The sequence below is a fragment of the Methylobacterium sp. UNC378MF genome (genome assembly GCF_900103195.1).
GTDB lineage: Bacteria > Pseudomonadota > Alphaproteobacteria > Rhizobiales > Beijerinckiaceae > Methylobacterium.
This window is the reverse complement of record NZ_FMWU01000032.1, coordinates 1-20248: the sequence shown is the minus strand read 5'-3', so window position 1 is coordinate 20248 and position 20248 is coordinate 1. Positions and strand designations below refer to the sequence as shown.

18 protein-coding genes are annotated in these 20248 nt (G+C 70.7%); 9 read left to right on the top strand and 9 right to left on the bottom strand.

The genetic code is table 11. From position 1 onward, the window contains the following. Window positions 1-133 precede the first annotated feature (133 nt). Both BLT59_RS25690 and BLT59_RS25685 read left to right on the top strand, forming a co-directional pair. The gene (locus tag BLT59_RS25690) at window positions 134-2239 is read left to right on the top strand and encodes a GumC family protein (protein ID WP_091787598.1); all 2106 of its coding nucleotides are present in this window, start codon (window positions 134-136) and stop codon (window positions 2237-2239) included. Continuing rightward, window positions 2236-3552, top strand: a complete 1317-nt coding sequence (locus BLT59_RS25685; protein ID WP_091787595.1) for a VpsF family polysaccharide biosynthesis protein — start codon at window positions 2236-2238, stop codon at window positions 3550-3552. Before BLT59_RS25690 ends, BLT59_RS25685 begins: the two co-directional genes overlap by 4 nt. 11 nt (window positions 3553-3563) lie before the next feature. Here BLT59_RS25685 and BLT59_RS25680 read toward each other — a convergent pair whose 3' ends face one another. Both BLT59_RS25680 and BLT59_RS25675 read right to left on the bottom strand, forming a co-directional pair. Beyond that, window positions 3564-4811: a cellulase family glycosylhydrolase gene (locus BLT59_RS25680; RefSeq protein WP_091787592.1), complete on the bottom strand. Its 1248-nt coding sequence runs from the start codon at window positions 4809-4811 to the stop codon at window positions 3564-3566. Beyond that, entirely contained in the window at window positions 4805-5983 is a 1179-nt protein-coding gene (locus BLT59_RS25675) for a DUF1972 domain-containing protein (RefSeq protein ID WP_091787588.1), read from the bottom strand. Before BLT59_RS25675 ends, BLT59_RS25680 begins: the two co-directional genes overlap by 7 nt. A gap of 202 nt (window positions 5984-6185) precedes the next feature. Between BLT59_RS25675 and BLT59_RS25670 the strand changes: the two genes are divergently transcribed. Beyond that, window positions 6186-7355 carry a glycosyltransferase family 4 protein gene (locus BLT59_RS25670; RefSeq protein ID WP_244514143.1) on the top strand — a complete coding sequence of 390 codons (1170 nt, stop codon included), beginning with the start codon at window positions 6186-6188 and terminating at the stop codon, window positions 7353-7355. Window positions 7356-7660: 305 nt separating this feature from the next. Further along, window positions 7661-8659 carry a lipid II:glycine glycyltransferase FemX gene (locus BLT59_RS25665; RefSeq protein WP_091787582.1) on the top strand — a complete coding sequence of 333 codons (999 nt, stop codon included), beginning with the start codon at window positions 7661-7663 and terminating at the stop codon, window positions 8657-8659. 18 nt (window positions 8660-8677) lie between these two features. Here BLT59_RS25665 and BLT59_RS25660 read toward each other — a convergent pair whose 3' ends face one another. Both BLT59_RS25660 and BLT59_RS25655 read right to left on the bottom strand, forming a co-directional pair. Beyond that, window positions 8678-9940, bottom strand: a complete 1263-nt coding sequence (locus tag BLT59_RS25660; protein WP_091787743.1) for an MATE family efflux transporter — start codon at window positions 9938-9940, stop codon at window positions 8678-8680. A gap of 206 nt (window positions 9941-10146) precedes the next feature. After that, the gene (locus tag BLT59_RS25655; RefSeq protein WP_091787579.1) at window positions 10147-11289 is read right to left on the bottom strand and encodes an aminotransferase class V-fold PLP-dependent enzyme; all 1143 of its coding nucleotides are present in this window, start codon (window positions 11287-11289) and stop codon (window positions 10147-10149) included. 143 nt (window positions 11290-11432) lie between these two features. On the opposite strand from BLT59_RS25655, the gene glp reads away from it, so the two are divergent. Then, window positions 11433-12683, top strand: coding sequence for a molybdopterin molybdotransferase MoeA (gene glp, locus BLT59_RS25650; RefSeq protein ID WP_091787576.1), 1251 nt, complete (start codon window positions 11433-11435; stop codon window positions 12681-12683). 66 nt (window positions 12684-12749) lie between these two features. Continuing rightward, window positions 12750-13622 carry a 4-(cytidine 5'-diphospho)-2-C-methyl-D-erythritol kinase gene (locus tag BLT59_RS25645; RefSeq protein WP_091787573.1) on the top strand — a complete coding sequence of 291 codons (873 nt, stop codon included), beginning with the start codon at window positions 12750-12752 and terminating at the stop codon, window positions 13620-13622. Between the two features lie 19 nt (window positions 13623-13641). Here BLT59_RS25645 and BLT59_RS25640 read toward each other — a convergent pair whose 3' ends face one another. Next, complete coding sequence (locus BLT59_RS25640) at window positions 13642-14124, bottom strand: hypothetical protein (RefSeq protein WP_091787570.1); 483 nt, start codon at window positions 14122-14124, stop codon at window positions 13642-13644. After that, on the bottom strand, window positions 14121-15938 hold the full coding sequence (locus BLT59_RS25635) for a chloride channel protein (RefSeq protein WP_091787567.1): 1818 nt from the start codon (window positions 15936-15938) through the stop codon (window positions 14121-14123). Before BLT59_RS25635 ends, BLT59_RS25640 begins: the two co-directional genes overlap by 4 nt. A 136-nt stretch (window positions 15939-16074) precedes the next feature. Here BLT59_RS25635 and BLT59_RS25630 point away from each other — a divergent pair, with 136 nt between their 5' ends. Further along, a complete protein-coding gene (locus BLT59_RS25630; RefSeq protein WP_091787740.1) occupies window positions 16075-16503 on the top strand; it encodes a MarR family winged helix-turn-helix transcriptional regulator in 429 nt (142 codons plus the stop codon). A 122-nt stretch (window positions 16504-16625) separates the two neighbouring features. Here BLT59_RS25630 and BLT59_RS25625 read toward each other — a convergent pair whose 3' ends face one another. Next, the gene (locus tag BLT59_RS25625) at window positions 16626-17645 is read right to left on the bottom strand and encodes a polyprenyl synthetase family protein (RefSeq protein ID WP_091787564.1); all 1020 of its coding nucleotides are present in this window, start codon (window positions 17643-17645) and stop codon (window positions 16626-16628) included. Between the two features lie 168 nt (window positions 17646-17813). Here BLT59_RS25625 and BLT59_RS25620 point away from each other — a divergent pair, with 168 nt between their 5' ends. Beyond that, the gene (locus BLT59_RS25620; protein WP_091787561.1) at window positions 17814-18038 is read left to right on the top strand and encodes a putative signal transducing protein; all 225 of its coding nucleotides are present in this window, start codon (window positions 17814-17816) and stop codon (window positions 18036-18038) included. Beyond that, a complete protein-coding gene (locus BLT59_RS25615; protein WP_091787558.1) occupies window positions 18035-18781 on the top strand; it encodes a tRNA1(Val) (adenine(37)-N6)-methyltransferase in 747 nt (248 codons plus the stop codon). Before BLT59_RS25620 ends, BLT59_RS25615 begins: the two co-directional genes overlap by 4 nt. Before the next feature lie 9 nt (window positions 18782-18790). On the opposite strand, the gene BLT59_RS25610 is transcribed toward BLT59_RS25615, so the two are convergent. Then, window positions 18791-19102, bottom strand: a complete 312-nt coding sequence (locus BLT59_RS25610) for a hypothetical protein (protein ID WP_091787555.1) — start codon at window positions 19100-19102, stop codon at window positions 18791-18793. A gap of 32 nt (window positions 19103-19134) precedes the next feature. Next, complete coding sequence (locus BLT59_RS25605; RefSeq protein ID WP_091787553.1) at window positions 19135-19809, bottom strand: trna delta -isopentenylpyrophosphate transferase; 675 nt, start codon at window positions 19807-19809, stop codon at window positions 19135-19137. Window positions 19810-20248: the final 439 nt, after the last annotated feature.

The following is a 20248-nucleotide window of genomic DNA, read 5'->3' as shown; positions in this document are numbered from 1 at the left end:
CCACGAACCCAGTCATAGCAGCCGTTAAGGCGCGGATCGCGGTCGCGATACATTGTCAGCACACTGCGCGACTCTTGCAGTAGAGAAGGCGCCCGCGAGGGACCGACCAGGATTGAGACGACGGTGACCGATCGTGGCACAGATCGACAATAACATCGCTGTCGCGACGTGGCTCGGACCCGTTCACCCGGTGCATCCTGAGCGGCCGGGCCCGCACCGTCCGGACACCACGGCCGAGTTGGGTGACCTGTGGCGGATCCTGTGGCGGCGTAAGCGACTGGTCTTCGGCACGGCGCTTCTGCTCGGCCTCATCGTTCTGGCCTACGCCCTGATCACGCCCTCGCTCTACACGGCCACTGGGCAGATCCTGATCGATCCTCGTGATCGTCAGGTCGTCACGAATGATGTCAATCCCGCAGCGCTGTCGCCGGATGGCGGCATCGCTCAGGTCGAGAGCCAAGTGAAGGTGATCGAGTCGGACGCCGTCCTGGGTCGTGCGGTCGATCAGGCCGGACTCGAACGCGTACCGGGCTTCGGCGTGCCACAGGATAGCGCCGTCACTCGTGCCCTCGCGTCTCTCCGGGAGATACTGACGGGACCGAAGGCAGAGCGGCAGGTCGATGCGCACGGCCGGGCGCTGGACCAGTTGCGACGGCGCCTCGCGGTCAAGCGCGCCGACAAGGTCTTTGTCATCGACCTGGTGGTCACCACGACCGATCCCGATCTCTCGGCGCAGATCGTCAATGCCATCGCGAACGCCTATCTGACGGATCAGACCGAGGCCCGCTCGGACGCCGCAAAGCGCGCTGCAGGCGATCTGCGCGGGCGGCTCGACGAGTTGCGCAATGCCGTCAACGCCGCCGACAAAAAGCTCGAGGATTACAAGGCCCGCAACGGCCTGATCGCCTCCAGCGGCCGGCTCGTGAACGAGCAGCAGCTCACCGACCTGAACGCGCGGCTGGTCGCCGCGCGGGCGCGGACCGCCGAGGCCAAGGCGCGCCTTCAGGGGATCCGGGACGCGCGTGGGCAGGCGATCGGATCCGGGGCGATGCCGGAGGCAGTTCAATCCTCGGTGATCGACCGGCTGCGCGGCCAATACGCGGAACTTGCCGCCAAGGAAGCCGACCTGCGCACCAATCTAGGCGAGCGTCACCCGTTCATCGCCGCCGTGCGCACGCAGATGCAGGACGTCCGCCGACTGATCGATGCCGAGCTGAACCGCATCGCGGGCGCTGCCGAGACTGAATACCAACGTGCCCAGGCCAACGAGCGGACCCTCTCGGGGGAACTGGAGCGCCTGCAGCGGCAAGCGGCGGTGAACGCCCAGTCGTCGGTGCAGCAGCGCGAACTGGAACGGGAGGTCGATGCGGCGCGCTCGGTCTACAATGCCTTCCTGGTCCGTGCCCGGGAGATCAAGCAGCAGACCAGCATCGACAGTTCGAATGCGCGGATCATCACCGCGGCCCGCCCGCCGCAGGATCCGAGCTGGCCGCCGCGGCTGATCCTGGTGGCCGCCGCCCTGGCGGGCGGCCTTGGCCTCGGTGCAGGCCTCGCGCTGACGCGGGAATACGTCGCGCCGACCGTGCTGTCGCCCCGTCAGCTGGAACGGCTGTCGAACGCCCCGGTCGTCGCGGTGCTGCCTGGTCTTCGGCAGGGTGGCGCGAACGCGACCGCCGCGAGCATGACGCTCGACCACCTCGCCGCGACCTCCGGCAGCCGCGGCCGCTCGCTGGCGCTGCTCGTGACTTCGGGCGAATCCGATGATGCAGAGCGGCGGGCCGTGATCGCCTTGCTCGCCGCAGTGGCGGTCGGACGCGGCGACCGGGTCCTCCGTATCGATGCCGATCTGCGAGCCGACGGATCCGGCAGCGGCGGCCTGCTCGACGTGCTGCGCGGCGAGCAGAGCCTCAACGCCGTGACCCGGACCGACCCAGCCTCCGGTGCGCGCCTGATCGGACTCGGCGACACCCAGAAGCCCCTGCGCGATGCGCTGACCCCCGCTAATGTCGAGCGCTTCATCGCGGGTGTGAAGGGCCGCTTCGACCTCGTCCTCGTGGATGGCGGCGTGCTCACCGAGAACCTGCGGCTCGGCCCCCTGGCGGCCGCCGCCGACCGGCTGCTGCTCGTCGCCTGCAACGGCGCGACGCGCCAACGCGACCTGATCGACCTCGTCGACACGTCGGAAGCCCTCGGCCGACCGATCTCCGGCTCCCTGCTCCTCAGCGGGCGTAAAGCATGAGGTCAATCCGGCAGCCCGCCTACGCGCGCCGCCACGACGCTGCGGCGCGCCCGGGTCCGGTTCTGCGCGTCCTCCTGCGCTTGGAATCTGCGGCGCTGTCGGGCTGGGCCTTGCTCCTCGTCGGCGTCTCGGGCGGCCTCCTATGGGTGCTGGGCCTCAACTACGAGGGGATCACCGGTTCAGCCGCCTCCAAGATCCACCCGGCCACCTATCTGGCGGTGATCCTGATCGGCTGGTCCCTGATGCGGGCGGGCAATCCCGTGATCCCGGTGGCGGGCGCGCTGAACCGGCGGCCGGCGAGCGTGCTCCTGGCCGCTTGCGGCGTGCTGCTCCTCGCGCTGATCGCGGCGCGGGGCGGCGCAGGCCTCGCCGGCTCGATCGATACGTTCGTGCTCGCCGGCCTCGTCCCGATCCTGCTGTTGGATCGCGATGCCGCCACCCTCGGGCGGCTGGAGACCGTCTTCCACCTCGTGATGCTCGCCAACGCCCTTCTCGGCCTGTTCGAACTCGCGAGCGGCCAGCGCTTCTTTCCCTACCGGTTCGACGGCGTGGCGTTCGAATCCGACACCCGCTCGGCGGCGCTGCAGGGGCATCCCCTGGCCAATGCGACCATGACGGCGTGCTACATCCTGGCGCTCGCCAAAGGCGGCGGCCGGCTGGCACCGATGACGCGCGCCGCCATGATCGGGCTCCAGCTGGTTGCTCTGGTCACGTTCGGCGGCCGCTCGGCCACCGTCACGACGCTGGTCCTCGGGGGCAGCGTCGGGCTCGTGGCCCTGAACCGCACGCTGCGCACCGGGCGCGTCCCGCTGGCGGCGGCCGCCTGCGCCTGTTTCGCTCTCACCCTACTGCCGGTCCTGGTCGCCGTCCTGGCTACCGCCGGCTTCTTCGACACCTTGCTGGACCGGTTCGTCTCGGACGGCGGCAGCGCCCAGGCCCGGGTCGACATGCTCACGGTGTTCGACGCGATCCCGTTCCGGCAACTCCTGCTCGCCCCCGACCTCCTGCAGGTGAACACCCTGCGCCGGATCTACGGACTCGAATGGGGCATCGAGAACTCGGTCATCTCGGCCGTGCTCTACCACGGCATCCTGGTCACGGGGGTGCTGGTGATCGCGGTGGGGCTCTACCTGGCGGAGATTGCCCGGGATTGCCGGCGCGGCGTCTGGCTGCCGATCCTGGCTTTCGTGATCCTCGTGAACACCTTCGAGGGTCTCGCCGGCAAGACCACCCTGCTCGCCAAGTTCGCCCTGATGCTCATCGTCCTGTTCCCGGCCGCAGCCGCGGCTGATCGTGAGCGAAGGGCCGCCTGATCGAGCGCGTTTCAGGCCCGGGTCCGGAGGCCGAGAGCGGCGACGAGGGCGGGATCGGCGACGTGGGCCTCGTCCATGAGGCCGAGGCCGTCGAACAGGTTCCAGAACGACCAGGCGAAGCGGTTCGTCTCGGCCACCATCCGGACGTCGCGGATGTAGGCCGCCCGGTCCGCGGCCCGGGCGGCCGTGAAGCGGGCATCGGTGCGCAGGGCTCCGAACTCGCCCATCAGGATCAACCCGGGCGCGATCCCGTAGAGTTCCGCCCAGGTGGCCACCGGCGCCATCGCGTCGGCGATGTAGGCGGGGCCGGGCACGGCCCCGAAATACTCGCGCAGCTTTGCCTCGATCACCGCGCGGTCCCGCGCCTTCTCGACCTGCGACACCGTGCGGTCGGCGTCCATGCGCGCCTGCACCGTCGCGAGCGTCTCGCCGAGCGTACCGCGCGTGCCGGGCCAGGGCACCGCCGTGAGCCAGCGGTAGAACGGCTCCTCGGTGAGCCAGGTCGCCCCCTGGTGGGAGAACAGGTACGGCTCGTAGAAATGGAACGTGTAGAGCAGCGGCGCGAACCGCGCGAGCTTGGCCGGATCGATGGCGGTCAGGCCGGCGACGAGGCTGCCGCAGGATCCCGTCGCCACCAGGGTGAGCGCCGGCGCGGCAGCCCGGGCTGCGATCAGGAGCCGGTCCTGTACCTGATTCCAGGCGAGCGCACCGCAGGCCTGCGGCGGCTCGTTCACCGGCTCCAGTGCCACCCGGTCCGGCCCCTTGCGGGCGCACAGGCGCGCGAGGTCGCCGACGAGGTCGCGATAGGCGGCGAACAGCGGCGCCTGGTCCGAACCGTAGAACGCCTCCGGCGTGTAATGGTGGGTCGCGGCATTCGCCTGGACATTGACAACGACGCGCAGCCCGGCTGCCAGGGCCGCATCGATGGCCGCCGACAGCGCGCTGAGGAGTTCGGCGCGCCGGGCACCGGTGAATGCCACGAATGGTCCGGGATCGAGGGGCAGCCGGACGAAATCGAATCCGAGTTCGGCGAGACGGCCCAGGTCCTGGGGCGTCGGTATCGGCCGGCCGGCCTGGAATGGCGGCCAGGCGTAGTCCGTCCGTGGCGGCGGGTACTCGGTCGTCAGCGAGAACCACGGCCAGAGCGCGATGCCCCGGCGCAGCGCCATCGGCGCGGGCGCACCTTGGACGGGGCGCCCCCCCGCACCCGCCACCGCGAGGGCGCCGGCGAGTAGCGACCGCCGGTCGGGATCTACCATTCGGAACCGGCCGCGGCGCCGACGGGCGCGGCTCCAGCCGTCGGGGCTTGCGGTGCCGGCGGGTAGCCGCCGACCCGGCGCAGGGCGTTCTCGTAGGAGGCCAGCACGTCGTCCCAGCGGAACTGGTCGGCGCGAAGCCGCGCCGCCTGACGGGCTGTCGCGACCGCGGCCTTATCGGTGAGCACGCGCTCAATCGCAGTGGCGCAGCTGCCCACGTCCGAGAAGTAGAACTGACCGTCGCCGGCCGTGCCTCGGTTGAAAGGATTGTCGTGAGCGACCACGGCGTTGCCCGCCCACAGCGCCTCTACCAGCGACGGGTTGGTGCCGCCGACGGTGTGCCCATGAAGGTAGGCGCGCGCATGAACCCGAAGGGCCTGGACCTGCTCGGGCTCATAGATGGCGCCGGGGAAGAGCACCTCAGGCGAGGCGGCATCCTCCACGGCGCGATGATACGGATTGCCGACCTTCAACGTTCCGAGCACCACCAGCCGCATCCCCCGGGGGCGGCGCGAGAATGCCTCGACGAGCGTCAGGATGTTGTTGTCCGGCTCGATGCGGGCAATCGAGACGAGGTAGCGGTCGGGCTCGAGGCCGAGGGGCGGCGGTCCAAGGTCGGCCGGGGGTGGATCGCCCCCATATGGGATCGTCGCGATGGCGCCGCGCGGCCGCCGCAGGGCGAGATGGTCGGCGATGACGGGGTGGTCGGCCACCAGCCGCTGCGAGGACCACGCGGCGATCCACTCGCTGACGTAGAAGAAGGCGCGGACGGCCAGCGACCATTTCGGGCGGCGCCACTCGATCCCGTCCATGTTGGTGACGATCCGGCCGCCCCGCGCCCGCAGGTAGGGCAGGAACACGGCGCCGTTATAGCCGAGCACGAGGCAGACGCCGCCGCGGGCCGCCGCGTCGTGCGCGCAGAGGGCGTCGAAGGCGAGCGTTGCGGCAGGGCCGCTGAGGCCAATCTCCACGCTGATCAGTTCGATGCCGTTCCACCAGCGCGTCGAAATACGCTCCCGCACCATCTCGACATCCCGCTGACAGTACACGCCGACCTGCCAGCCACGTCCGGCCAAGTAGAGCGCGAGACGTTCAGCAAAAGTCTCGAATCCACCGTGGGCCGCCGGGACTCCACGCGTGCCAAGAATTAGCAGTTTTGGTCGGCGGTCAGGCATCGGCCTTCCTTCCCAATTTAGGGCGCCTATTGCAAACCCCAAGCATACGGTTAAAGTCACCAAGAATGTAAACTCAAGGTTGTTCATATAGTACTGAAATCACCGCATGGTTGATATTTCAAGAGTTCGAGCAGTTCCCGCTAACGGCAGCGACCATTCTTGCGCAGTTGCGCCGGCCTCCGGCGGCGACGTTCCGCCGCGGTTGAGGATCACCTGTGTCCACCAGGGATTTGAGCTCTACGGCTCGGATCGCTGCTTCATCGAGACCGTCCGTACCATCCGGGCCGCTCATCCAGCAGCACAGATCGACGTGGTGCTGCCGCGGAGCGGCCCGATCGTGGCCGCGCTTGAACCGTATGCCAGCACTATCGTGATCGCGCCGCTCTGGATTTTGCGGCGCAAGAACCTGGCGCGCCTCGCCACCCTCGGACTGATCGCTCTGCCCATCGCGGTTGTTCGGGCGCTGCGTCGCCTCCGCGCGAGCGACCTCGTCTACATCAACACCACCGTGGTGGCGGATTATCTGCTGGCCGCCCGGCTGGCACCCGGCCGGAGCATCGTGCACGTCCACGAGATCCCGGAAGGCGCTGTGCTGAAGGTTCTGCGCGGGCTCATCCGTTGGAGCGGTGCCAATGTGGTGTTCAACTCGCGCGCGACCGAACGGGCCTACGCGATGCCTCCCGGGACGATTGCCCGGGTCGTCTATAACGGCATCGCGGGACCGGCTGAGCCGAACCATAGCGCGTATGACGGCTCCCGCCCGCTCCGGGTGCTGATGCTTGGCCGGATCAGCCGGATCAAGGGACAGGACGTTCTGGTGGAGGCGCTGGCCTCGTTGCCGGAGACCGTGCGCCGGCAAATCGCGCTGCGCATCGTCGGCAGCGCCTTCGAGGACGAAGCCCGCGAGCGGGCACTGCTGAACCGGATCTCTGAAGCCGGCCTCACCGCTCAGGTCACGCTCGAGCCGTTCGTGGCCGATCCCGCGGCGCTCTATCGCTGGGCCGACGTGGTGACGATGCCGTCGCAACGGCCCGAGTCTCTCGGGCGCGTGGCGATCGAGGCGATGTCCTACGGCGTGCCACCGCTCGTCACGGCGGTCGGTGGCCTCCCCGAGGTGGTGGAGGCCGGGAAGACCGGCTGGATCGTTCCGCCGGGCGGGCCGGAGCCGATCGCCGCTTTGCTCGCGGAGCTGGTCGTCCATCCGGCGCACTGGCGCGATTTCGGCCGGGCTGCACGGGCGCGCTACGAGAGCCTGTTCTCCGAAGCCTCGGCGGCCGAGGGCATCGTCGCCATGGTGCGAACGACGCTGCACCCTCCGCAGGGGACGGATCCGTCGCGCATCGCAAAGGCTTCGGCTCGCCCAGGCACGTAGGAGCACGCTGCGCCGGTTATGCGTCGGATCCGATCCAGTGGCGGAGCCTGACTCAAGAACGAGATGACGCCGCCGCGGCTGCTGCGATCCCTCCCGACCGAGGCCAGCCTTCGACCTGTGTCGTCCGTGACCCTGCGCCGCGGCCGTCCCACTTCCCGCTCAGTCCACGACAGGGGACGGAGACCCCATTCCGCACCGCGACAGTCACCCTGTGGATGAGCGTCGGCGCGAGGATGCATTGCGGCGGTGGCTGATCGATGAGGCAGGCAGCGCGGATAACCGGCCCGGGCAGGACGAGGAGCGACATGGCGGCCAAACTCGCAGTTCAGGAGACTGCGGATGCCCGGGACTGGGATCGACGGATCTGGGCTTGCCCGGGTGCCAACATTTATTGCGGCAGCGCCTGGGGCGCCTACAAGGCGCGGCGCGGCCTGGAAGTGCGGCGCGCTTTCGTGAGCGGCGACGGTGCAGACCTCGCCTTCATCCAGTGGCAGACACGCCGCAAGGGTCCTGTGCGCTTCATCCACGTCCAGGGCGGACCGCTGCTGACAGAGGCAGGCGCGCACCGCGCGGAGGCGGTGTTCGCCGCCTTCATCGACCATCTCGCGCTCGGTCGGCTCGACATCCTCGCCATCGACTACGAGCAGTTTGAGAGCCAGGACGCGACGCTCGCGCTGCTGATACACGGCTTCACCCCGGTGATCGGCGCACGCGACCACACCCTCGAACTCGACCTGCGTCAGGATCTCGATGCGATCCAGGCCGGTATGGAGCCGCGCTGGCGCAAGGCCCTGCGCAAGGCCGAGCGCAACACCGATGTGACGACGCATTTCCTGGAAGACAGAGCCGAGCGCCTGTCGGCCTTCGACGATTTCACCGCGATGTTCGCAGCCCTGCGCCAGCGCAAGGGTTTCGCCACGACGCTGCAGCCGCAGGCCTACCGGGATATCGCGGCCGAGGATGAGCACCTGCTCTTCCTCGACGTCCGGGAGAAGGGGGAGCGCATCCTCGTGCGGATCGCGCACCTGTCGGAGACCCGCTGCACGGATTTCTATACCGCCTCGAACGAGCGGGCGCGCGCGACGAGCGCAGCGACCCTCGCGGTCTGGCGCTTCGTGGAGCGTGCGAAGGCCGAGGGCTGCCGGGTCTTCGATTTCGGCGGCATCGATCCGGCCGCGAACAGACCCGTCTTCGACTTCAAGCGCGGACTCTGCACCAACGTCGTCCAGCACAACCCGCTCTGGGTCTACGGCATGTCGCCCGCTCTGCGGAAGCTGGCGCCGGTCCTGCTCTCGCTCCGCTGAGCGCGGAAGCCGGATCCGTTACAGGACGCCGTCGGGCCCGGCCGGTCTCGGATGCCGCGCCAATGTCCGAAAGGCCGAGACCGACCAGACCAGCGTCGCCACCTCGGAGGCCAGCAGGCCGAGGAGCGCTGTGGCGGGGGTCAGCAGCAGCAGGGCCGGAACCATCACGGCCATGCCGAGGACGGCGCTCGCCACCGCGCCCGCCGTGATCGTCCGGAACGCCGCCGAGGCCTCCAGATAGGCCCGCGGGATTGCGTAGAGGAGCGACACGGTCACCACGGCCCACACGCCGAGCCCGATCCAGCCCATCGGCTGCTCGGCGAACCGGCCCTTGAACAGGATGTCCTCGATCAGCGGCAAGGCGGCCGCCATCAGCGCGCCATAGGCGAGACAGGCGCTGCCGAGCAGGATGCCGTTGCGGATGACGAGCCGGCGTGCGGCGTCGATCTGACCGGCCGCGATCTGGCGGCTGATCTCCGGCAGGATCATGTTCAGCAGCGCGCTCGCGGGGATGCGCAGCGGCGCGTAGAGCACGATCGTGGCGGCGATCGGAGCATAGGCGGCCGGCCCGGCCAGGAGAGCCAGCAGCAGCGTCAGTCCCTGCCCTTGCACGGTCAGGCTGGTGACACCCGCCAGCGACCAAGCCAGCGTCCGCCAGATAGCCCGGTAGCGGGCCCGCGCACGCGGATGGAGGGAGAAGCGAATCCGCTCGCGGAGCGCCCCGTAGGCTACGGTGATCGCGACCGCGTGCGCGAGCGCAATCGCCATGAAGGCCCGATCGAGGAGGGCTGTGCCCTGCCCGTTCAACCAACAGGCGACCAGGGCGCCCCCGCAGGCCGCGTAGGCCAGATCGCTGAGGCCGGCGATCCGCGGCCGGCCGCGGGCGAGGAGCACGATCCGCAGGTAGCTGCGGAAGGCGTAGAGGCCCACGAAGGCGCCGGCCGCGAGCGCGCCGAGGCCGATAACCGGGATGAGCACCGAGCCGACGACGGTCGCCATCATGCCCGAGACGAGCACCGCCCCCGAGCCGAACATCACATCGTAGCCGAGCGCGGCAGGCCGACCCAGGCTCCGGGCGACATGGATCGTCGCCGGGACCGCGACCAGGGCCCGAATGTAGGTGATGCCGACCGCCCCAACCGCGAAGACGATGGCGAACAACCCGTAATCGTGTGCGCCGAGTTCGCGCACCAGCAGGATGTTGAGGAGGAAGTGGAACAGGCTCTGGATCAGCTCGCCCGAGAGGATCACGGCGAACCGCCCGGAAAGGACGGCGCGCATCGGTCCGGGCAGACGGATGCGGCCGGTACCGGGGATCCGGAGCCGATCACCGGGACGCAGCATCCAATGAGGCATGTGGGTGTGGGTAGTCTCCGTGTGGGGATGCAGTCGTCGCCCTGGCAGCGTCACCTAGAGCCGGCGGGCGGCGGCGACATCCGCATTCCCCCGTCCCATGCCTATTCCGGAATGTTCGTTTCCGGACCGTCTCAGGTGACACCCCGGAGGGCGATGCCCAGTGCGGCAATGCAGCGCGCGAGGTCATCGTCATTCGCCCAAACATGCGGGCTGATGCGTAGCGCGCCGGATCGCTCGCTCACGAAGACGTTGTCCCGACGCAGCCGGTCGGCGAGGTTGACCGGCAGACCCGCAGGCGGACGCAATCCGAGGATGTGCGGCGCACGCAAGGAGGCCGGCGCTGGCATCAAGACGAGTTCGGCGGCCCCATCCGCCAAGTAGTCCGTCAGCCCCCGCAGCCGGGCTGCGATGGCCGGAACGCCCCATTCGGTGATCTGCTCCAGTCCGGCCACGGCCATGAACAGAGCGACCGGGTCGTAGAGTTCGCCCCGGTCATAGCGGCGCGCACCGACGGCCGGCGGCCGGTTCCCGACATTCTCCTCGATAGCGGTCCCGTCCTGCCTGTGCGGCGCGGCGTAGAGGAAGGCGAGGCCGTAGGGACCAAGGGCCCATTTGTAGGTGGGGAAGGCCAGGAAATCGGGGCGCCACCGGGCGACGCTCACCGGAATGGCGCCGACAGCCTGCGTGGCGTCGATCACCAGGGCCGCCCCCTCCGCGTGGACCAGGGGTGCGAGCCGGTCGAGGTCGATGAGGCTGCCATCGGTCCAATGCAGCGGCGTCAAGGTGGCGAGGGCGAGCGGCGCGGCACCCGGACGGGTGATCGCGGCCGCGACCGCTTCGGTCCAGTCCCCGTCCGGGGGGCGCGGCACCTCCTCCACCACGAGTCCCTGCCGGCCGGCAAGCCGGTCGAAAGCGAAGCACAGGGACGGGAACTCGTCGGCGACGCGCAACAGGCGGCCGCCTGGCCTCGGGTTCAGGTTGTACGCGGCCACCGACATGGCGTGACTGACCGCACCGACGATCGCAATATCGTCCGCGCTGGCGCCGATCAGCCCGCTGGCCGCCGCGCGCGCCCGCTCGGCCCAGGCCGGAACCGCCGAGCGCGGATGATCCCAGGGGCGGCTCTTGACCAGGATGCCCGCCTCGCCGGCTGTCCGTACGGACCGCGGCAGGGGCGACCAAGCCGCGGCGTCGAGGTAGCTGACGTCGGCGGGCACCTCGAAGAGGTGACGCTGGCACGGGAGTGCGGTGACGACGGATTCGGTGAACGCCATAATGCGCAGAAGCGTAGAGGATCGGATCCGCCACGACCACGGCCCAGGCTTGATCGCACGGCGCCGATGCCGCAAGCCGGCACGTCCCAGCCAGCGAGGCCGCCCGTGCCGACCCGCCCGCCCCCGTCTGAGCCAGCATTGCCATGGGCCGCGTGAGCCCCGACTGCTTCGACGCCGCATCCGCCCCCATGCGGGTCGCCGATGCGGTGGCGCTGATCCAGGCGCGGCTCCCGATCCTGTCCGGCCACGAGTCGGTCCCGCTCAGGAAAGCGGATGGCCGCATCCTTGCGGAGGACGTGGTCGCGCCGCTCGATCTGCCGCCCTTCGACAACGCTGCTGTCGACGGCTACGCCCTCCGCGCCGCTGACCTTGCGGCCGCAGGCAAGACCCGGCTGACCCTCGGCGGGCGCGTGCCCGCCGGCCATCCGGCCGCCGATCCGGACCCGGGCGCGGCGGTGCGGATCTTCACCGGGGCGCCCATGCCGGCGGGAACCGACACGGTCGCCATGCAGGAGGACGTGCGCGTCGATGGCGGCAGCGTCGTCCTGCCCGCGGGCTTGGTGCCGGGCTCCAACCGTCGACGAGCAGGTGAGGATATCGCCCATGGCAGCACGGTGATCCGCGCCGGGACCCGGCTCGGCCCGGAGCACATCGCGCTCGCCGCCGCCTGCGGCCTGCCCGCCGTGATCCTGCGGACACCCCTGAGGGTTGCGCTGTTCTCCACCGGCGACGAGCTGACGCCGGCAGGCCAGCCCCTGCCGCCGGCCGGCATTTTCGACGCCAACCGGCCGATGCTCGCCGCGCTGCTGCGACGGCTCGGCGCCGTGCCCGTCGATCTCGGCATCCTGCGCGACGAGCCCGGGCCGCTGCAGGCGCGCATCGCGGCCGCCGCGGCTTCCCACGACCTGATCCTGACATCGGGGGGCGTCTCCGTCGGCGAGGAGGATCACGTCCGCGCGGCGGTCGAGGCCTCGGGGGACCTGACTTTCTGGCGGCTGGCGATCAAGCCGGGCCGGCCGGTCGCGCTCGGGACCGTGGCCGGGACCCCCTTCATCGGCCTGCCCGGCAATCCGGCCGCCGCCTACGTGATCGCCCTTGCGGTGCTCCGTCCCCTGATCCTCCATCTCTCGGGCGCACGTGACACGGCGGCCGAGATCGCGGTCCGCAGCGGCTTCGCCCGCGAGAAGCGTCCCGGACGGCGCGAGTACCTGCGCGTCTGCCTGCGTGCCGGTTCGGACGGTCTGCCCGAGGCGATTCCGGCGCCTGGCGGCGCTCTGTCGGGCCTCGCGGCGAGCGACGGGCTGGTGGAACTCGCGGAGGACGTGACTGCGATCCGCGTGGGCGACGCCCTGCCGTACCGACCGCATGGGGCCTTCGGCGGCGCTGCCAGCTGAGCTGTTGTTCCGGGCCGTGAGCCTGTAGAGCCTCGGTACACACTGCCACGACCCCTCCGAGACCCAGTGACCCTGCTCGCCGATCGCGCCCCCGCCAAGGTCAACCTGACGCTGCACGTCCTCGGCCGCCGCGCCAGCGACGGCTATCACGCGCTCGAGAGCCTCGTCGCCTTCGCGGGGACCGCCGATCGCCTGACCCTGGACGCCAGTGCCCCGCTCGGCCTGACCGTTACTGGCCCCACCGCCGGCCCGGCCGGCCCCACGGACGACAACCTCGTCCTCCGGGCTGCCAGAGGGCTCGCCGGGCGGGTGCCGGGCCTGCGCGTGGGCGCCTTCCATCTGGTGAAGCGCCTGCCGGTCGCGGCCGGGATCGGCGGCGGCTCCTCCGATGCCGCCGCGGCCCTGCGTCTGTTGGCGCGCCTCAATGGGCTGCCCCTCGATCACACCGCCCTCGGCGCGGTTGCGCGGGAGACCGGAGCCGACGTGCCGGTCTGCCTCGATCCCCGCGCCCGGATGATGCGCGGAGCGGGCGAGACGATCGGTCCGGCCCTCGGGCTCGCGCCGCTGCCGGCGGTGCTGATCAATCCCGGCGTTCCGGTTCCCACAGCCCCGGTCTTCAAGGCATTGGGCCTCGTCGTCGGCCAGGATCTCGCCGGCGCGCCGCATCCGGTGATCCCCCGCAATATGGCCACCGCGTCGCTGCTGGAAGCCCTTGCGGAGGCGCGCAACGATCTCGAAGCGCCAGCGCTGACGGTGGCACCCGTCATCGGCGACGTGCTGGCCGCCCTCCGCGCCCAGGGCTGCGGGCTCGCGCGGATGTCGGGCTCCGGTGCGACGGTGTTCGCGTTGTTCGCCGACCGGCGGGCTGCCGTCCGGGCCGCGGGCACCCTGCGGGCAGCCCATCCCGGATGGTGGGTGGCGCCAACCCTCCTGCGTTGAGCAGAGCGGCAAGCCGCGTTCAGCCGGGTTCCGCTTCGTAGACCGTGACGACGCCGTTGCCCTCCGGCACCACCACGCGCCAGCGGCGGGCGCGCGGCCGGTCCCCGAGATCGATCGCGCTGGCCCGGCCGCTCCCGACATCGAAGGTCGCCAGCCGGCCCGATCCGTCCCGGCCGCACAGATAGGCGCTGCCGTCGCCCAGATGGAGCGCGGCCGGATCGAGCGCGGCTCGGCCGAGGGCGATGTCGGAGAGGGCGCCGCTGGGCGCCAGGACGGCGCCCCGCAGAGCCAGCACATCGGCATCGAGGGCGATATCCGACAGGATCCGCAGGTGGCCATCAGCGTCGTCACGCCGGTTCAGGAGCAGGGCCTCCCGTCGCTCGTCGCGCAGGACGACGAGGGCGAGATCCGGCCCGTCCGGGCCTGCGATCAGGTAACAGCTGCCCGGACCGAGCCGATCGAGGCGGGAGGGCCACCCGGGAAAGCGCAGGTCCATGGTCATGCTTCCATCCGTGCGCGGCGCGCGCTTCGCCTGCTCCGATAGAACGCACGGCGCTCGGCTTCCGCCCGCACCACGGTGGCGCGCACCTGGAGCAGATCCTTGCGCGTCAACAAGCCCACGAGGCCGCCGCTCCGCGGATCGGTGACCGGCAGGCGTCCCTGTCCGGCCGACAGCATCACGTCGATGGCGTGCGAGACCACGTCGCCCGGATGGACCAGCGCCAGATCGGCATCCGAGACGCGCTCGCCGAGGGTGCCCTCCGCCACCGTGCCGTCGCGCTCTTCCAGGGTCCAGCGCAGGGCGTCGTTGCGCGAGACGAGTCCCACCGGCCGGCCCGCGCCGTCGACGACCGGGTAGGCGTGGTGAAGACCGGTCTCGATGGCGGCGAGCGCCTCGGCCAGGGGCAGATCCGCATCCAGGGTCTCGACCCTCCGGGTCATCACCGCCTCGACCCGCGCCAGATCGTAGGGATCGATCCCGTATTCCCGGGTGACGTGCTGCCCGCGCCGGGCGATCTTTTCCGTGAGAATCGAGCGCTTCAGGAGCAGGACGGTCACCGCATAGGCCGCCATGGTGGCGGCGAGCAGGGGCGCCAGAGCGGCGACGTCGCCCGTCACCTCGACGGCAAAGACGACGCCGGTCAGCGGCGCAGGCAGCGTGCCGCCGAGCATCGCCGCCATACCGATCAGCGCCCAGAATCCGTGGGCGCCCGGCAGGAGGAGCCCGATCAGCCAGCCGACAGCGCCGCCCAGGATCAGCAGGGGCGCCAGCACGCCTCCGGATGTGCCCGACGACAGTGCCGCGAGCCAGATCACCGCCTTCACCAACAGGATCGTCACGACGGCGCTCGCCAGCATGTGGCCGGAGAGCAGGTCGTGGATGACGTCGTATCCGACGCCGAGCGCCCGGGGTTCCACGAGGCCGCCCAGGCCGACCACGAGGGCGCCGATGGCGGGCCACCACATCCAATGCACGGGAAGCCGCCCGAAGCCGTCCTCCAGCGCGTAGAGCGCCCGTGTCAGCGCACCCGAGATCAGGCCGCAGGCGACGCCGAGCAGGGCGCAGGCGGGAAGCCCCCACCAGGGAAGGGCGGGATTATCGGCGAAAGGAAAGAGCGGGCCGGCGCCGAACAGCGCGGGCCGCCAGCAGGCAGCCGTCACCGCCCCGACGGTCACCGGGACGAGACTGCGTGGCCGCCACTCGAACAGCAGGACCTCGACGGCAAGCAGCACGGCCGCCACGGGCGTCCCGAAGATGGCGGTCATGCCTGCGGCGGCACCCGCCACCAGCAGGGTCTTCCGCTCGGCAGCGCTCAGATGGAAGAACTGGGCGAACAGCGAGCCGACCGCACCGCCCGTCACGATGATGGGTCCCTCGGCGCCAAACGGGCCGCCCGTGCCGATCGCCACCGCCGAGGACAGCGGTTTGAGCACGGCGACCTTGGGCGACATCCGGCTACCGCCGATCAGGATCGCCTCCATCGCCTCCGGGATTCCGTGGCCACGGATCTTCTCCGATCCGTAGCGCGCCATGGCGCCGACGATCAGCGCGCCGATGACCGGTATCGCCACCATCCAGGGTCCCGGCGTTGCGCCGGCTAGGGAGGTCAGGGCTGTGTCGAACCGGCCATACCATGCGAGATTGGTCACGAGGCCGATGAGCGTGAGCAGGATCCAGGCGGTGGCGCTCGCGGCGCTCCCGGTCACGACTGCCATGCCGGCCAGGTGCAGCACACGTCGATCCGCGCTGAAATCCCCCAGTGCCCGACGCAGCGGCCTGCCGCCCCCGCTCCCGCTCCCAGTCCCGCCGATCATCCAAGATTCCTTTCCTCAGGGCGGCTATTTATGTCGTGATACGATATATTCCACAACGATGCAGCCGCGGCGAGGCGCGGCGGGCCTGTGATAAGGCGCGGTGTCGGCGACTTACGGGACGATCAGGGAGGCGATGATGGGGACCGGCGCGCCGGGGGAGGATGCGCTCTCGCGGGAGCAATATGCGGCGCTCGCCGATTTCCGGTTCCGTCTCCGCCGCTTCCTGGCGTTCAGTGAGGCCGCGGCGGCCCGGGCGGGGCTGCCGCCGCAGCAGCACCAGGCCCTGCTGACGCTGGCCGGCCATGCCGGACGCGCGCCCGCCACGGTCGGCCTTCTGGCTGAGCAGCTGCTGATTGCTCCGCATAGCGCGGCCGAGCTGGTCGCCCGCATGGTGGAGGGCGGCCTTCTGACCAAGACGCGCTCGGTCGAGGATCGGCGGCGGAGCGAAGTGTCGCTCACGCCGCGCGCCGAGGCCCTGCTGCGAACCTTGACGGCGGCGCATCTCGACGAGCTGCGCAACCTTGCCCCCGCCCTCGCCGAAGCCCTCGCGCCCGTGGCACGGTGACGCCAGCAGGGTCGCTGACGCCGCGCCGGGCAAGGGCCGTGCGCTTCGGCGCTGCGCCCGAAGCGAGCTGCCGGTACGGTGGCGGGACGTGATGGCTGTCGACGCGGGAGCCGTGAGCCCCTTCAGCGCGCCCGGGCCACGCAGAACTCGACGGCTCCGATCAGCGCGGTCTTGACCGGTCCATCCGGGAAGATCTCGAGGGCGGCCCGGGCCTCGGCGCCGTAATGGTGGGCGCGGGCCACGGTCTCCTCCAGGGCGCCGTGGCGCTGCAGGAGGTCGAGGGCCGTCTCCAGGTCGTCCGCACCGATCTCGCCCTGCTGCAGGGTGCGCCGCCAGAAGCCGCGCTCGCCCTCGCTGGCGCGGCGATAGGCCAGCACGATCGGCAGGGTGATCTTGCCTTCGCGGAAATCGTCGCCGACGTTCTTGCCGAGCTCCGCCGAGGTGCCGCCGTAATCGAGCACGTCGTCGATCAGCTGGAAGGCGATGCCGAGATTCATCCCGTAGGACCGGGCGGCCGCCTGCTCGGCCGCCGGACGACCCGCCAGCACCGGCCCGACCTCGCAGGCGGCGGCGAACAGCTCGGCGGTCTTGCCGCGGATCACCGCCAGATAGGCGGCCTCGTCGGTCTCCAGATTCTTGGCGTTGGTGAGCTGCATCACCTCGCCCTCGGCGATCACCGTGGCGGCGGCCGAGAGGATGTCGAGCGCCCGCAGGGAGCCGACCTCGACCATCATCCGGAAAGCCTGGCCGAGCAGGAAGTCGCCGACCAGCACCGAGGCCTCGTTGCCCCACTTGATCCGGGCAGCGACCCGGCCGCGTCGCATGTCGCTCTCGTCGACCACGTCGTCGTGGAGGAGCGTTGCGGTGTGCATGAACTCGACGCTGGCGGCGAGCTTCACGTCCCCGTGGGTGGCGTCGGCATAGCCGCAGAGCTGGGCGCAGGCGAGAGTCAGGATCGGGCGCAGGCGCTTGCCGCCGGAGGCGATCAGGTGGTTGGCGACCTCGGGGATCATCGCCACGTCCGATCCCGTCCGCGACAGGATCGTGGTGTTGACCCGCGCCATGCCGTCGGCCACCAGCGCGACGAGGTCGTTGAGCCCCGCCTCCGCCTCGGGCTTCGGATTCTCGATGGAGAGGGCCATACCCAAGATCCGTGACCTCCAGATCGGTCGCCCCTCAGGGGGCGGGCGATCCCTTCGCACGCGCCCCGCGGCGCCGCAACATCGTCGCCGGCCGGATATGGGGTGCCGACAGCGCGGATCTCACGCGGCGAAACCGCCGATCGAGGTCCGTTCCGGAGCGGACCCGCGATGATCGAGCTGATCCGGGCCAACGATGTCGTGCTGATCGGGTTCGCCCGATCGATCCTCGAAGCGGCCGAGATCCCGGTCCTCGTGGCTGACAGCCACATGAGCCTGATGGAAGGCTCGATCGGCGTGTTCGGCCAGCGCCTGATGGTGCCGCGCGACCACGAGGCCCAGGCGCGCCGCCTGCTCACGGATGCCGGCATCGCCCACGAGTTGCGCCAGCCGTGACCGCGGAGGCCGACGCTTTCCTCGGCGGCCGGCTGAGGCTGAGCCAGCCGCCCCGCGGCGCGCATCGGGCCGGGACCGACGCCGTGTTGCTCGCCCGGCTGCTGGTCCCGCAGGCCGGGGATCGGCTCTGCGACGTCGGCGCCGGGACCGGCGCCGTCGGCCTCGCCTGCGCCGCCCTGACACCGGGCGTGCAGCCGACACTGGTCGAGCGCGACCCGATCCTCGCCGAGCAGGCCCGCGCCAACGCGTCCCTCAACGGCATTGCGGCACAGGTTCTGGTCGCCGACGTTCTGGCGCCTGCGACGGAACGCCGCGCCGCCGGTCTGCTGCCCGACAGTTTCGATGTCGTGCTCACCAACCCGCCGTTCTTCGCCGCCGGAAGCCACCGCGCCTCGCCGGATCCGGGCCGCGCCGCCGCCCATACGTTTGCGGGCGGCGATCTGGAGACCTGGATCCGCGCCTGCACGGCGATCCTGCGGCCCGGCGGAAGGCTCGGTCTGATCCATCGGGCGGATGCGCTTCCGGCCTGCCTGGCCGCCCTCGCGGGCCGCTACGGCGGGCTGGCGGTCCGCCCGGTCCATCCCCGCGGCGACGCGCCCGCGATCCGCGTCCTGATCGCGGCGATCCGGGGCAGCCGCGCCGCCTTGAGCCTGCGGCCGCCCCTCGTCCTGCACGGCCCCGACGGCAGCTTCACCCCCGAGGCCGAGGCGCTCCATCGCGGCGCGCCCTGGCCGGCGCCCTGACAGGCAGACTCACGCCGCGAGGGCGGTGGGCGCGGCGTCGCGGATGCCGAGGAACCGCTCGACCTCCGGAAGGTCCGGGAAGGCGAGGAATTCCGGGCGCAGCGGCTCGGGCAGGCCCTCGAAATTGAGGCCCGGGAACGTGTCGGGATGCGGGTAGAGCTGCCAGGCCGCGCCGGGCTCGACCGGCGGAAAGAGGATCGCGACCTTCTCGGCGCCCAGGCGGACGATCCGCGTCGGGCTGTAGGACAGCGTCTCGATGCTCCAGCCGTGGTGGGAATCCCGGCGGGCCTTCATGGTGCGGCGGCTCGTCGCGCGATGCATGGCGGTCTCCTTCGGTGGGGGTGAAAACGGGATCAGGCGGCGCTGCGGCGGCCGGAACGCTTCGGCCAGCCGAGCGCGACGAGACGCGCCTTGGCGTAGTCGCGCACCTCGTCCCGGGTACCGGACGGCATCGTGGCCAGGACGGCCTGGGTGGCGCCGTCCAGCATCAGGTCGGTCACCGCGTTGATCGTCTCGGCCCCGTCGATGCGGCGCTTGAGGTCGCCCTCGGCCTCGGTGACCTCGTCGAAGGCGGGCGCCTCCTCGAAATCCTCGTCGACGGCCCGGACCGGGATCTGGTGGGCGCGGAACTCGTCGGCCTCCTCCTCCGAGTAGACCAGACCGTGCAATTCGATCAGCTTGAGGATGACGCGGTCCTTCCCGCGCTTCTCGGCCATGGCGTAGACGTAGGCCGCCTGCTTGCCCGAGACGCGGTAGTTCACGTTGACCAGCGCCTCGCCCATCGACCACTCGACCCGCTCGGTGCCGGGCTTCGCGCCGGGCAGGCGACCGGTCACCAGGATCACGGCCTCGTCGCGCTCGGCCCGGATGACCGTCGGGGGCTCGAAGACGATGCCGGCCTGCGCGGCGATGCGCTCCAGAGTCTTGTGGTAGATGACGGCCGTCCCCTGAACGCGCCAGACGTTGCCCCCGAAGGGCTCGCCGTAGCGGACGAGGATGTCGGCGATCTGCTTGTCGGCGGTTCGCATGCGGGGCTCGTTCCGGCGGGGTGGGAGCGTCGTCCACAGCTTTCTCAGGCGGCGCTCTTTTGTTCTCTTTTTGTTCACTCCTATATGCGTGATCCTCCCGCGATGCGCAAGGCTTTGGGGTCGAAACGTGCGTCGCATTTCACGCGTCATCGTCCCCGCGCGCCTTTGGCGCCGGGGGCATGGCCCGGGAGATCACGAGGGACGCGGGACGCCGCGGGAACCCTGTGTCGGCCAAATAACGCGCGGGATCCGATCCCCGCGGCGCCCGCGGCATCGACCGGGCATCCTCCCCGGCCGGTGCCGTCTTTCTCGTCGCGGTGTCTTTCGACGCCCCGGACCTGCGCCTGCCTGCCAAGCGGTCTCTGCGAGGCGCACGCACCTCCGGAACCCGCTATCAGCGCCGTGGCCTTCCAGCCGTCCCGCCTCGTCGTGGGCGGGT